At 69.2% G+C, this 12977-nt stretch carries 12 protein-coding genes; 8 read left to right on the forward strand and 4 right to left on the reverse strand.

Annotated elements, in window-relative coordinates; genetic code table 11:
• Positions 1-112: 112 nt before the first annotated feature.
• The gene (locus ACT541_RS03915) at positions 113-1417 is read left to right on the forward strand and encodes an MFS transporter (RefSeq protein ID WP_476134423.1); all 1305 of its coding nucleotides are present in this window, start codon (positions 113-115) and stop codon (positions 1415-1417) included.
• An 85-nt stretch (positions 1418-1502) separates the two neighbouring features.
• The gene (locus ACT541_RS03920; RefSeq protein WP_476134425.1) at positions 1503-2471 is read left to right on the forward strand and encodes a hydroxyacid dehydrogenase; all 969 of its coding nucleotides are present in this window, start codon (positions 1503-1505) and stop codon (positions 2469-2471) included.
• Between the two features lie 103 nt (positions 2472-2574).
• On the opposite strand, the gene ACT541_RS03925 is transcribed toward ACT541_RS03920, so the two are convergent.
• Positions 2575-3381: an energy transducer TonB gene (locus ACT541_RS03925; protein WP_476134427.1), complete on the reverse strand. Its 807-nt coding sequence runs from the start codon at positions 3379-3381 to the stop codon at positions 2575-2577.
• Between the two features lie 240 nt (positions 3382-3621).
• Positions 3622-4353 carry a hypothetical protein gene (locus tag ACT541_RS03930; RefSeq protein WP_476134429.1) on the reverse strand — a complete coding sequence of 244 codons (732 nt, stop codon included), beginning with the start codon at positions 4351-4353 and terminating at the stop codon, positions 3622-3624.
• A gap of 218 nt (positions 4354-4571) precedes the next feature.
• On the opposite strand from ACT541_RS03930, the gene ACT541_RS03935 reads away from it, so the two are divergent.
• From ACT541_RS03935 to ACT541_RS03950, 4 genes are all read left to right on the forward strand, one after another.
• Positions 4572-5684 carry a FecCD family ABC transporter permease gene (locus tag ACT541_RS03935; protein WP_476134430.1) on the forward strand — a complete coding sequence of 371 codons (1113 nt, stop codon included), beginning with the start codon at positions 4572-4574 and terminating at the stop codon, positions 5682-5684.
• A complete protein-coding gene (locus ACT541_RS03940) occupies positions 5684-6484 on the forward strand; it encodes an ABC transporter ATP-binding protein (RefSeq protein ID WP_476134432.1) in 801 nt (266 codons plus the stop codon). Before ACT541_RS03935 ends, ACT541_RS03940 begins: the two co-directional genes overlap by 1 nt.
• A 160-nt stretch (positions 6485-6644) precedes the next feature.
• Positions 6645-8720, forward strand: a complete 2076-nt coding sequence (locus ACT541_RS03945) for a TonB-dependent receptor plug domain-containing protein (protein ID WP_476134434.1) — start codon at positions 6645-6647, stop codon at positions 8718-8720.
• A gap of 33 nt (positions 8721-8753) precedes the next feature.
• The gene (locus tag ACT541_RS03950; RefSeq protein ID WP_476134436.1) at positions 8754-9749 is read left to right on the forward strand and encodes an ABC transporter substrate-binding protein; all 996 of its coding nucleotides are present in this window, start codon (positions 8754-8756) and stop codon (positions 9747-9749) included.
• A 45-nt stretch (positions 9750-9794) separates the two neighbouring features.
• Here ACT541_RS03950 and ACT541_RS03955 read toward each other — a convergent pair whose 3' ends face one another.
• The gene (locus tag ACT541_RS03955) at positions 9795-10838 is read right to left on the reverse strand and encodes an SDR family oxidoreductase (protein ID WP_476134437.1); all 1044 of its coding nucleotides are present in this window, start codon (positions 10836-10838) and stop codon (positions 9795-9797) included.
• A gap of 71 nt (positions 10839-10909) precedes the next feature.
• On the opposite strand from ACT541_RS03955, the gene ACT541_RS03960 reads away from it, so the two are divergent.
• Positions 10910-11341, forward strand: a complete 432-nt coding sequence (locus ACT541_RS03960; protein WP_476134438.1) for a MerR family transcriptional regulator — start codon at positions 10910-10912, stop codon at positions 11339-11341.
• A gap of 34 nt (positions 11342-11375) precedes the next feature.
• Here the strand turns inward: ACT541_RS03960 and ACT541_RS03965 are convergent, their stop codons facing one another.
• Positions 11376-12092 carry an HAD-IA family hydrolase gene (locus ACT541_RS03965; RefSeq protein WP_476134439.1) on the reverse strand — a complete coding sequence of 239 codons (717 nt, stop codon included), beginning with the start codon at positions 12090-12092 and terminating at the stop codon, positions 11376-11378.
• A 311-nt stretch (positions 12093-12403) separates the two neighbouring features.
• Between ACT541_RS03965 and ulaC the strand changes: the two genes are divergently transcribed.
• Positions 12404-12856, forward strand: coding sequence for a PTS ascorbate transporter subunit IIA (gene ulaC, locus ACT541_RS03970; RefSeq protein WP_476134440.1), 453 nt, complete (start codon positions 12404-12406; stop codon positions 12854-12856).
• Positions 12857-12977: the final 121 nt, after the last annotated feature.

Genomic DNA, 12977 nt, shown 5'->3' on the forward strand with positions numbered 1-12977 from the left:
CGTGCGGCCCCTGTCTCGGCGGGGCTTCCCGCCGCGACGTATCGGTCGATCGGCGGCGGGGGCGCGGCCGGGGCCATCAGAGCGACGCGAAGTCGCCTCAGGGAGAGAAGACATGTCCACCATCACCGATGCCGCGGTCGCGACCGTGGCGCCGCGGAGCAACGTCCGCTGGGTCATCGCGGGCCTGATGTGGCTCGCCATCGCGATCAACTACGTCGATCGCACCGTGCTGTCGGCCGCCGCACCCTTCCTGCAGAAGGAACTCTCCATCCCGGTCGCCGAGATGGGCCTGATCATGTCGGCCTTCTTCTGGTCCTACGCCATGCTGCAGATCCCGGCCGGCTGGTTCGCCGACCGCTACGGCCAGAAGATCGGCCTCGGCGCCTCGGTCCTGTGGTGGTCGGTCGCGACCTCGGCGACCGGTCTCGCCACCGGCTTCCTGTCGCTCTTCGGCCTGCGCGTCGCCCTCGGCGTCGGCGAGGCCGGTGCCTATCCCTCGAACGCCGGCATCGCCTCGAAGTGGTTCCCCGACAAGGAGCGCGCCACGGTCTCGGGCCTGTTCGACAGCGCCTCGAAGTTCGGCGGCGCCGTCGCCATGCCGCTGATCGTCTGGATGATCGCGCTGATGGGCTGGCGCATGACCTTCGTGTCGATCGGTCTGGTCGGCGTGGTCTGGGCCGTCGTCTGGTGGTGGTACTTCTCCGACAACCCGGAGACCCATCGCGGTGCCAACGCGGCCGAGGTCGCCTACATCCGCGACGGTCAGGTGCGCAAGCACGGCACCGACTCCGAGATGCCGATGCGCTGGTACGAGCTGCTGCGCTATCGCAACATCTGGGCGATGTGCCTCGGCTTCTTCACCATCAACTACATCTCGTATTTCTTCATCACCTGGCTGCCGACCTATCTGGTCAAGGAGCAGGGGATGGGGATGCTGACGATGGGCTTCGTCGCCGCGCTGCCGTTGATCTCCGGCCTCGTCGCCGAGATCCTCGCCGGCTTCCTGTCCGACCGCGTCGTGCGCTCCGGCCGCTTCAGCCTGACCACCACCCGCAAGATCTTCCTCGTCACCGGTCTGACCATGGCGCTGTGCATCGGTCTCGCCCCGCTCGCCAAGTCGGTGGTCTTCACCGTGGCGCTGCTCTGCATCGCCAAGGCCGGCACCACCATCGCCGCCTCGCAGGTCTGGGCATTGCCCGGCGACGTCGCGCCGAAGAACATGACCGGTACCGTCGCCGGCCTGCAGAACATGGTGTCGAACTTCGGCGGCGTGATCGGTCCGATCGTCACCGGCTTCATCGTCGCCGCGACCGGTTCCTTCACCGCCGCGCTGCTCTTCTCCGCCTTCCTCGGCGTGCTGGGCATCCTGAACTACCTGTTCCTGCTGGGCCGCGTCGAGCCGATCCAGTCCGCGTAACGATCACCCGCCGGCGCGCCACCGTGGTGCGCCGGCCCCCTCTCCGCCGATCGGCACGGCCGGTCGGCCCCGACGGAGCCACGTCATGTCCTTCACCGTCATCAGCCTGGGCGGCCCGGTCGCCCCCGAAGGCGAAGAAATCTTCCGCGCCGCCGGCGTCACCTCGCTCGCCACCGGCCCCTATCCCGCCAAGGCCGACCTTCTGGCGCTGCTCGCCGAGAAGAAGCCCGATGCCCTGGTCGTCCGCCTCGTCGAGCGCGTCGACGCCGACATCATGAAGGCTTCGCCGAACCTCAAGGTCGTCGCCAAGCACGGCGCCGGCACCAACGACATCGACGTCGCCGCGGCCGCCGCGCTGGGCATCCCGGTCCTCGCCGCCGTCGGCGCCAATGCCCATTCGGTCGCCGAGCATGCGCTGGCGCTCCTGCTGGCGCTCGCCAAGGACCTGCGCAACCAGGACGCCTTCGTCCGTGGCGGCGGCTGGGAGAAGAAGGTCTATCGCGGTCACGAGTTGCGCGGCCGCACCCTCGGCCTCGTCGGCATCGGCGCCATCGGCCGTGCCTTCGCAGCCATGGTCGAGCCGCTCGGCATGAAGACGATCGCCTACGATCCCTTCGCCCCCGACGACGCCTTCGGCCCGCACGCGGCGCGCGTCGACGAGCTCGACGCCCTGCTCTGCACGGCCGACGTCGTCTCGCTCCACTGCCCGCTGACGCCGGCGACCGAGAAGCTGATCGACGCCCGCGCCCTCGGGCTGATGAAGAAGACCGCGGTGCTGATCAACACGGCGCGCGGCGAGGTCGTCGACGAGGCGGCGCTGGTCGAGGCCCTGACCTCCGGCACCATCGCCGCCGCCGGTCTCGACAGTTTCGCGCCCGAGCCGCCGGCCGTCGACAATCCGCTGTGGGCTCTGCCCAACGTGATCGTCAGCCCGCATGTCGGCGGCGTCACCGAGGAGGCCCGCCGCGAGGTCTCGCTGATGACCTGCCGCAACGTGGTCGCCCTGCTGAAGGGCGAGACCGTGCCGCCGCGCTGCTTCGTGCGGCCGAAGTGAACGCCGATCGGCGTCTCCCTTCGCGGACACGCGGAGGGAGACGTCGGCCCGCGGACGTCCGGTCGGACGGCGGAACGATCCGACCGTTCGTCCGGAGACGGAATCATCTCATCGAGAAGACGGCCGAATAGCGTCCCGAAAACGATCCCGCGGGCGGAGGCGGCAGGCGGGTCGCCGCCATCATGTCGTGGACGGCGGCGTCGAGCACGTCGTGTCCGGAGGATTGCGTGATCGTATGGTTCGCGATCCGGCCGCCGGCGTCGACCGTGAAGGAGACGCCGACGGTCCCCTGGATGCGCTGCTTCCGAGCGGCCTCCGGATAGTGCTTGCGGCGCGCGAGCTCGGCGACGACCAGGCCGGCGTAGGACGCCGCCGACGCGCGCGAGACCTCACCCTGCCCGTCCGAGGCGCCGGCGCGGGCCGCCGCGGTCGTCCGATTGCCGCGTCCGTCGGCCGTCTCCGCGGCGACGGGCGATCGCGCATGGTCGCGTGCCGTCTCGTGGCCCGGGGCCGGGGCGTGCGCCGACCCGTCTCTCGCCCGACGCCGCGTCGGACCGTTCCGACGGTCGGCCTGCGAAACGGTCGACGCGGTGGTCGCCTCGCCCGCCGGGGACGGTCGCGCGACGGCGCTCGGCGGTGACGTCTCGGGCCGCGGCGGTTCGATCGCGGGTGGAGGGTTCTCCGGCCGAAGCGGTGTCGTCGGCGCGGTGGTGTCGGCTCGGTCGGCGCCCCGATCCGTTGCGCGGTCGCGCAAGTCGGTCTCGCCGTTCGCGGCGGGCGACGCGACCTCGGCGGCGACCGTGACGGGCGAATCGTCGCCCGCACGAACGATCGCCACGGCGATCGATCGTGGCGCGTCGTCGCTTGGGGGCAGGAGGACGTGCCAATCGGACAGGATCGCCAGGTGCACCGCGACGACGGAGGCGACGATCGGGATCCACCGCAGCGCCGATCGTCTCGGCCTCGGATCGTGTCCGAAGGCAGAGGCGACCTCGTCGACCGTCGGTTCGACGCGGAGCGGGGCCGGTAGGGTCCGAAGGGCAGCTCTCGTCATCGGCCACCTGATCCGGAGGCGGTCCGCGAAGACGATCGTGCCCGCGTCCGCCGTTCCACCACGTTGCGGGTCGCCCTCGACGGGCGACCCGGAGTGTCACTCGGCGACGTCGGCGTCGCGGGCGCGCTTGGCCGGCGCGACCCAGCGGTCGCCGTCCCTGGTCACGAACACGACCGGACGACCGCCCCAGAGCCGCGGGCTCACCCAGCTGCCGGTGTGGATGTCGACGTCGGGCGCGAGGACGCTGGCATCGTGATCGAGCGGCACGACGAGGATGCCCTGATCGGCGAGCCGACCGACGCTGACCGTCGAGGGCAGATCGCGGAGGCCGCCGAACTCGAGGAAGCGCCCGGACCAGCCGTAGACGGTCAGGCCGACGGCCGCCGCCGCGCCGATGATCCCGTCGTTGGTGCCGCCGTGACCGGAGAGGTGCACACCCGCGCCGGCCGCGGCTGCGATCGCCTCCGACTGCGTACAGATGTCGCGCGTGCACTTCAGGGCGAAGTCGATCAGCCCGGCGAAATCGGCGTCCTCGCGGGCGACGCACAGGCCCGGATCGCTGCCGACGCTCGAAAGAGCCTCGAGGTGCCGGGCCGCCGCATCGATCAGTTCGGGAAGCCGATCCGGGTCGTCGATCTCGACGACCGAGCAGGCCGGACTGTTGTGCGAAGTATAGGGAATGCGCGGATCGACCAGGAGCTGGTGCCGCAACACGCCCCAGGGACGGACGCCGGCCGGCAACTTCTTGTCGAACATCCGGACCAGCTTGCCGGTTCCGATTTCCGAACCGAGGACATCCGTGTCGTCGAAGCCGAGAATTACCTTCATGGATCTCTCCTGACCGGGGCGCGATGGGCCTCGGGCGAGACATGTCACGCGGTCCGAGACCTGTCCATCCGGCGAATCCGCATGCAGCGCCGTCTTCCGACTGAAGGACGAGAGGTTGTCGATCGCCCGGCGATCGCCGACAGTACACCCGATCTCGCCGCGCGTTCGGCCCCGTCCGCCATGCCCCGCCGCAGGAATCCCTCCGGGAGGAGCCGTCCTTGTCCGCCAGTCTCGAACGTCCTGCCGCAGCGGAGGAATCCGGCGATCCGGCACCGTCGATCGAGCGCTCGCCGCGCGACGTGCTGCGCGCGACGGCGCGGCGCTCGCGCCTGGCGCTCGTCGGCCTGATCGTCTCGGGCCTGCTCGTCCTCCTGTTCGGCCTGACCATCGGCCCGATGAACCTCTCGCCGGCGGACGTGTTCGAGGCGATCCGGCTGCGGCTGACCGGCGCGGCGGCGCCCGACGTGCGCGGCACCACGGCGGCCGTCGTGATCCTCGACATCCGCCTGCCGCGGATGATGGCGGCGGCGATCGTCGGCGCGGCACTGTCGACGTCCGGCGCGGCGTTCCAGGCGGTCTTCGCCAATCCCCTCGTCTCGCCGGGCATCCTCGGCGTGCTCGCGGGTGCTGCCTTCGGCGCGGCTCTGGCGATCCTCAACGATCTCGCCTGGCCGATCGTCCAGGCCTCGTCCTTCGCCTTCGGCATCGCCGCCAGCGGCTTCGCCCTGCTGCTGGCGCGCGGCGTCGCCGGCAACGGCGTGTTGGCGCTGGTCCTCGGCGGCATCGTCTCGGGCGCGCTGTTCACGGCGCTGGTCTCGCTGGTCAAGATGGTCGCAGATCCGACCAGTCAGCTCCCGGCCATCGTGTTCTGGCTGATGGGCAGCCTGAGCCACGTCACCGTCGGATCGCTGGCGATCGCCGCGCCCTTCATGCTGGCGGCGATCCTCGCCCTGTCGATGTACGGCCGCTCGCTCGATCTCCTCGCCATGGGCGACGAGGAGGCCGCCTCGCTGGGCCTCCGGGTGAAGCGGCTGCGGATCGTCGCCATCCTGCTCGCCACGCTCGCCGGTTCGCTGTCGGTGTCGCTCGCCGGCATCGTCGGTTGGGTCGGCCTGATCGTGCCCCACGTCGCGCGCGGCCTCTTCGGCTCGATGAACCGGCGCGTCCTGCCGGCATCCGCCGCGCTGGGGGCGGTCTTCCTGATGGTGGTCGACACGACCTGCCGGAGCCTTCTGTCGGCCGAGATCCCCCTCGGCATCGCGACGGCGCTGATCGGCATTCCGTTTCTGGCGGTGCTGATGCGCTGGGGCGTCGGGCGAGGATGGCACTGATGACCGATCTGCCCCCCGCCCTCGCGACACGCGGCCTGACGCTCCGCCTCGGACGGCGAACCGTGGTCGATGCCGTCGATCTCGCCGTGCCCGCGGGCAGCCTCGCCGTGCTGCTCGGGGCCAACGGCGCCGGCAAGACCACGCTGCTCAAGGCCTGCGCCGGCCTGATCCCGGTCGACGCCGGAACCATCGCCGTCGACGGCCAGCCCCTCGACGGATTGACCGCGCGAATGAGGGCGCGGCGCATTGCCTATCTTCCGCAATCCCACCGGCCGGTCTTTCCCTTTCCCGTCCACGAGGTCGTGCTGATGGGGCGATGGCCGCATTCTTCGGCGTTGAGGGGATATGGCGAAGCGGATCGGGCGACCTCGTTCGACATGCTGCGGCTGGTCGGGGCCGAGGCCCTGGCCGACCGGCCCTACACCAAGCTCAGCGGCGGCGAGAGACAGCTCGTGCTGATCGCCCGGGCGCTGGCGCAGGAAGCCCGGATCCTGATCCTCGACGAGCCGGAGACCGGCCTCGACGTCGGCCACCGCCAACGCCTGATGGATCTCCTGCGGCGTCTCGCCGACGCCGGCCGTGCCGTTCTGCTGTCGTCGCACTTCCCCGACAACGCGCTGCGCTATGCCGATGCGACGATCCTGCTGGCGCGGAATCGGGTCCTCGCGGCCGGACAACCGTCGATTGTCATGACGCCGAAGAACCTTTGGGAACTCTACGGAGTCGAAGTGGTTCTGCCCGAATTCGAGGCAAAATGCCGCGACGGCCTGCGGGAAAACGGTGTGAATATTGTTCCTTAGGCCAATACCGCACGGATGGACCGACCCGACACGCACGGCTAGTTTTTGGCCGTTGTGTGGCGACGGACATGACTGTTCCAGTCCGTCGCCCGGGTGAAATCAGTCGCATCGCCTCGGGTCGGACGCCCGGCGATCGGCGTCGAGTGGCCGAGGACGAGACATGATCAAGCTGTTCGCGAGGCTGGCGACCGGAACGGCCGTCATCGCGCACGTGTCTGCGGCATGCGCGGCCGGCAAGGACACCGTCTACGATCTCGGCGAGATCCACATCCTGGCGGCCGACGCCATCACCAAGACGTTCAACTCCTTCAGCGGCAGCGCGGTCTCCTCGAGCCAGATCGAGACCTTCACCGCCCTGACGCTCGACCGCGCCGTCAACTTGGCGCCCGGCGTCGTCTCGGCGCCCGACGGCGGTTCGCGCAACGAGCAGGAGATCTACGTCCACGGCTTCAATCGCTATCAGGTTCCGCTCTACGTCGACGGCATCCGCGCCTACTATCCGGCGAGCAATCAGCTCGCCTTCCCCTCGCTGCTCACCGACGACTACGCGGCGATCCAGATCGCCAAGGGCTACGTCTCCGTCCTCGACGGACCGGACGGGCTCGGCGGCGCGATCAATCTGGTGAGCAAGCGCCCGACGAAGGCCTTCGAGGCGGAAGCCCGCACGACGTTCCAGTTCGGCAACGGCGGTCGCTACGACGGTGCCCAGACATATCTGCGCGTCGGGACGAAGCAGGAGAACTATTTCCTCCAGGCGAGCGGCACCTTCGCGAAGTTCGAGGGCTGGGAGCTGCCGGACTCCTACCGGCCGACGGCGACCGAGAACGGCGGGCGCCGCGACTGGTCGAAGTTCTGGAACGCCAACGGCACGGTGAAGGCCGGCTTCACCCCGAACGGCGGCGACGAATACGTCGTCAGCTATTCGATCCAGGGCCGCGACAAATACACCCCGCCGACGACGACCGGGATCTCGTCCAAGAACTATTCGTGGTCGGAGTGGCGGACGCAGACGCTCGCCTTCTCGTCGCGGACGGCGATCGACGACGTCACCTACGTCAAGACGCAGGCCTTCATCCAGAGCTTCGACGAAGCCATGAGCGCCTACGAGGACGCGGCGCGGACGCTGCAGAAGACGGGCAAGAACTCGTTCAACACCTATGCCCACGACTGGGCTCCCGGCGGCGCTCTCGAGGTCGGTCACGACTTCGGGTCGAAGGACACGCTGAAGGGGTCGTTCCACTATCAGCGCAACAACCACGTCGAGTGGCGCGACCTCTTCGTCAACGCCTCGGGTACGACCTCGGGCTGCCGCAACAACGTCGTCTGTCTCACCGAACCCCACCAGGGCGCGGCGCAGGACCTCTATTCGCTGGCACTCGAGAACACCTACCACCTGACGCCGTCCGTCGATCTGGTCCAGGGCATCGCCTACAACTGGCAGCACCAGATCAAGGCGCAGGACTATGTCGTCACCGGCGGCCGGTACAGGCTGATCGACTACGCGCTCAACGATCGCTCCAGCTTCGATTGGCAGGGCGCCGCGATCTGGCGCTATTCCGACACCGGCAAGGTCCACGCGGACATCTCGCATCGCTCGCGCTTCGCGACGCTCTGGGACCTCTACGGCAGCAAGTTCGGCTCCTCCGATCCCAACCCGACGCTGCGGCCCGAGCGCGCCACCTCGGTGCAGATCGGCTGGTCGAACGAGTTCGCGCCCAAGAGCCAGATCTCGGTCGACGTCTACTACTCGGCCGTCCAGGACATGATGCAGACGGTGGTCAATCCGGCGACCGGCAACAACTGGAACCAGAACGTCGGCGACGGCTATCGCGTCGGCGTCGATCTCGGCATCGACTACATGCTCCGCGAGGGTCTCGCGGTCGGCGGCAACCTCTCGCTCATCGACAATCACCTGACGGTGCCGTCGGATCCGAACATCAAGCCGACCGGCGTCCCCAACTACAAGGGTATGGTCTACGCCAGCTGGGTGCCGATGGAGAAGGTGACGCTGGTTCCGAGCGTCGAGTTCGCCGCCAATCGCTGGGATCAGGTCTCGTCGGCCTACGTCCAGACCGGCGCCTACACGCTGGCGAACTTCATGGCCAAGTACGAGTTCTCGAAGAATCTGGAGATCGACGCCGCGGTCAACAACATCTTCGATCGGGAATATGCGCTGACCAGCGGCAACATTTCGCCCGGACGCACCATCATGCTGAGCATGAAGGCGACCTTCTGACGAAACCGAGCCCGGCCCGGCGGGAGTGACGAGATGGTGCGCCTGAGGAGTGTCGTCGCGGCCGCCTGCGTGGCCCTGTCCATTGCGGGCGTCGGCCCGGCCTCCGCGCGTCAGGTGACGGACATGGCGGGGGCGACCGTCACCGTTCCCGACGGCCCCGTCCGCGTCGTCGGCTACAATCCGCCGATCTCCTATTTCGTCGCGGTCGTCGCGCCCGACGCCCTGGTGGCGCTCAACCGCGATCCGACCGCCGACGAGCGGCGCCACCTCTCGGCACGGCTCCTCGCCCTGCCGGTGATCGGCAGCTGGTTCGACCGGATGAACAAGGAGGCGCTGGTCGCGCTGCGCCCCGACGTGGTGCTGATCGAGCCCAAGGGATCGGTCGCCAGGCAGGCCGAGAGCGAGCTGGCGACGCTCGGCATCGCCGCCGCCCACGTGCGCTACGACCGGCTCGACGACATCGCGCCGCTCTTCCGCTTCCTCGGCCGGCTGACCGACCGCAGCGAACGCGGCGAGGCCCTCGCCGCCTGGGCCGAGGGTCGGCTCACCGCCATCGACGCCCGCGTCGCGGCCATTCCGCACGAGCGCCGGCCCCGGGTCTACTATGCCCAGGGCTCGGACGGCCTCGAGACGGTCTGCGCCGAAGGTACGCAGCTCGAGGTGACGGTGCGCGCCGGCGGCGTGCCGGTGGTGCCCTGCGGCGTCGGTCCGGGACGCAAGGGGCGGCGGGCGATCGCGCTCGACGAGGTCATCGCCCTGCAACCCGACGTGATCTTCGCCACCGACAGGGCCTTCGCCGAGGCCGTCCGCTCAGACCCGCGCTGGCAGGTGGTCAAGGCGGTCGCCGAGGGTCGCGTCCATGTCGCGCCGGTCGACATGGGCGGCTGGATCGACAAGCCGCCGCTCTTCACCCGCCTGCTCGGCCTGACCTGGGTCCACGCGGTCCTCTACCAGACGCCGGAGCAGGGTGCGTCGGAGATCGCCGCCGCCAGGACCGAGTTCTTCCGCCTGTTCTTCGGCGAGCCGTGACGGACCCCCGAGAGGGGAGGGCGACGTGCTCCGCCCCGCCGTCGCTCACCCCGGAAGAAGGCCGTCGGCACGGAACCAGGCGACCGCGTCGCGCAGCGTCTCCTCGACCGGACGGAAGCGAAGGCCGAGTTCGCGTTCGCTCTTGGTGGGATCGTAGCGCGAGCGATCGTTCTCGGTGGCGATCGCGCGTGCCATCGCCCAGCTCAGCAGCACGGGGCGTCCGGTGAGCCGCGCCCGGAGCTCGTAGCCGGCGGCCAAGAGGTGGATCAGCCACGACGGGACGCGACGACGCGGCGGATTCACGCCCGCCGCGCGCGCGATCAGCGGCAGGAGGTCGGCCATCGTCATGTGCCGTCCGGCGGCCAGATAGCGTTCGCCCCGCCGTCCCCGTTCGGCCGCCAGGATCATCGCCCGTGCGACGTCGCGCGCGTCGACCACCGAGAAGGAGCCCGGCGGCACCCCCGGTAGACGTCCGAGCGCCGTGTCGATCACCGTCTGCCCCGCCGCGGTCGGCCCGCCGTCGCCCGGCCCGTGCATCCAGCCGGGCAGCACCATGGCCGCCCAGAAGTCCGGATGCCGGTCGAGAAAGGCGAGCACGACGCGATCCGACAGGATCTTGCTGCGGTAGTAGTCGTCGGCGTCGCGCTCGTCCCTGAGCATGGTCTCGTCGATGACGGCGCCGCGCGGGCCGCGGAGCACGGCGATCGAGCTGGCGTGGACGAAGCGCCGAACGCCGACGTCGTGGACATGCTCGAGCAGACGGCGCGTGCCCTCGACATTGGTCGCCAGCAGCGCCTCGCGATGCCGACCGCCCTTGTAGGAATCGCGGAAATAGGCGGCGGTGTGGAACACCGTGTCGACACCCGCGAATGCCGTCGCGAAGCCCGCGACATCGAGCATGTCGCCGCGCACGACGTCCACGTCGAGTCCGTCGAACTGCCGCCGCGCCTTGTCGGGGGAGCGCACCAGCGCCCGCACCCGCCAGCCGGCGGCGATCAGCTCGCGCACGAGATTGCTGCCGAGGAGCCCGGTCGCGCCCGTCACGAAGGCGAGGGGGGCCTGGTTCCGATGGTCTGCCGTGTCCGTCATGATCGCGCTCCACAATCGAGGGAGCCAGATCTATAAGGCTGGACCATGGTCCATGGTCAAGGAGCCCGTCGATGTTGATCGGAGCGTTCGCGTGCCGCACCGGCCTCAGCCCGGATACGGTCCGCTTCTATGTCCGAAAAGGCCTCCTGGCCCCGCAAACCGGTGCGCGGGGCGGTCGCAATCCCTACCAGATCTTCGACGAACGGGACGTCTCCACCGCCGTGATGATCCGGTTCGCGCAGTCGATCGGCATGCCGCTCAAGGAGATCGCGGCGATCGTCGGCGAACTCCGTCGCGACGGTTTGTCGCCCGAGCGCGAACTCGAGATCATCGACACGCAGATCGCCGGGCTCGAACGGAAGGCGGCCGATCTGGCGAGGATGCTCGACTATCTGCGCGTCAAGCGCGACTGGATGGCGCGCGGCAAGTCCGCCGACGAACCCCGGTTCGCCGACGACGAGCCCTGTCTCATGGCGATCGCGGCATCGCCCCGCGAGGCCTGAGCCGGTCGTTCGCCGACGATCCGGCGCCGGCCGGTCATGCACGGGCTCTCGCGACCGCGTGAAAGGCGCGGAGATCGTCGAGCGAGACCGCGGTCAGATCGTCGAGCACGACCTGTGCGCCCGCGAAGTCGTCGTCGAGCGTGTAGGCGCTCGGGGTGACGATCGTCGTCAGCCCGGCCGCCTGCGCCGCCGCGAGGCCGATCGCAGAGTCCTCGAAGACGAGGCACTGCTCCGGCCTCAGCGACAGCCGCTCGAGCACCGTCAGATAGGCTTCCGGGTCGGGCTTCTTGGTGCGGACGTCCTCGCCCGTCACCAGCGTGTCGAAGAACGCGTTCGCCTCGTGCCCGAAGGCGGTGCGCACCAGCGTCGCGATGTTGACCCGCGACGTCGTCGTGGCGACGGCCAGACGCAGGCCGCTCGCGCGCGCCGCCTCGATCAGCCGGGCGACGCCCGGTCGCAACGGGCAGTGGCCGGCGACGATCCGCTCGGCGAATCGCCGGTTCTTGGCGGCGTGCAGCGTCTCGAGGCGGTCGTCGCCGAAGGCGGCCTGTCCTTCGCCCGAGAGTTCCAGCCAGTAACGGATCCGTTCGCGCCCGCCGGTCACGCCGAGCAGGCGGCGATAGAGGTCGCGGTCCCACGACCAGTCGAGTCCCTCCGCGGCGAAGACCTCGTTGAAGGCGATGCGATGTTGCTCCTCGGTCTCGGCGAGCGTGCCGTCGACGTCGAAGATCAGACAGGCGAGCGAATCCATGGTGTCTCCCGATGTCGGTGATGGCCGTTCGACGGCGCGGAGGGGATCGAATTTGTTCTTTTTGATCGTTTTTCGATGTGGTCTGCGTCCAGATGTCCGATCGGCCGTCGACCGGTGGCCGTCTTGATAATTCCGACAGTCAATTGATTTACAACGAGAAACAGCGAATCTTCGAACCGAGCGACCGGCCATCCCGCCTTTTCGCATAGGGGTGAACCCGGATCGGCAAGAGAGCTCTTGCATTGAAATGAACATAAAAGCACAATACGCGCAATAGAGACGGACAAAACGATCGTCGGAGGAACGGCGCGATGAAGCTCACGGAGCATCTGCTGACGGCGAACACCATCCGGCTGGGAGCCGAGGCCGCCGACTGGCGCGAAGCCGTCAAACTCGGCGTCGACCTGCTGATCGGCGCCGACCTGGTCGAGCCGCGCTACTATGACGCCGTCGTCTCGATGACGGAAGAGCTCGGCCCCTGGTACGTGCTCGCCCCCGGCCTCGCCATGCCGCACGCCCGCCCCGAGGAGGGCGTGAAGCGCGACGGCTTCGCCCTCGTGACGTTGAAGACGCCGGTCGCCTTCGGCTCCGAGGACAACGACCCGATCGACATCCTGATCACGCTCGCGGCGACCGACGCCAAGACCATGAACGAGGAATCGATCGTCCAGGTCGCGACGCTCTTCGACGACGACGCCCGCATCGATCGCATCCGCGCGGCGAAGACCCGCGCCGATCTCGAAGCGATCTTCGCCGAGATCTGACGCTTCCCTCCCGCGGGACGCTTCGCCGCCCCGCCCTTTCCCCGAGACCGCCCCCGCTCGACGGAGCGGGCAACCGACGGCGCATGCCCTCGGATCGCCCCGTCGTGCCCGGCCACACAGT

The organism is Pinisolibacter sp. DMC100 (assembly GCF_056313705.1).

Coding starts and splice junctions, on each gene's coding strand:
- ACT541_RS03915 (WP_476134423.1), top strand. CDS start 113: ATGTCCACCATCACCGATGCCGCGGTCGCGACCGTGGCGCCGCGGAGC.
- ACT541_RS03920 (WP_476134425.1), top strand. CDS start 1,503: ATGTCCTTCACCGTCATCAGCCTGGGCGGCCCGGTCGCCCCCGAAGGC.
- ACT541_RS03930 (WP_476134429.1), bottom strand. CDS start 4,353: ATGAAGGTAATTCTCGGCTTCGACGACACGGATGTCCTCGGTTCGGAA.
- ACT541_RS03940 (WP_476134432.1), top strand. CDS start 5,684: ATGACCGATCTGCCCCCCGCCCTCGCGACACGCGGCCTGACGCTCCGC.
- ACT541_RS03945 (WP_476134434.1), top strand. CDS start 6,645: ATGATCAAGCTGTTCGCGAGGCTGGCGACCGGAACGGCCGTCATCGCG.
- ACT541_RS03950 (WP_476134436.1), top strand. CDS start 8,754: ATGGTGCGCCTGAGGAGTGTCGTCGCGGCCGCCTGCGTGGCCCTGTCC.
- ACT541_RS03955 (WP_476134437.1), bottom strand. CDS start 10,838: ATGACGGACACGGCAGACCATCGGAACCAGGCCCCCCTCGCCTTCGTG.
- ACT541_RS03960 (WP_476134438.1), top strand. CDS start 10,910: ATGTTGATCGGAGCGTTCGCGTGCCGCACCGGCCTCAGCCCGGATACG.
- ACT541_RS03965 (WP_476134439.1), bottom strand. CDS start 12,092: ATGGATTCGCTCGCCTGTCTGATCTTCGACGTCGACGGCACGCTCGCC.
- ulaC (WP_476134440.1), top strand. CDS start 12,404: ATGAAGCTCACGGAGCATCTGCTGACGGCGAACACCATCCGGCTGGGA.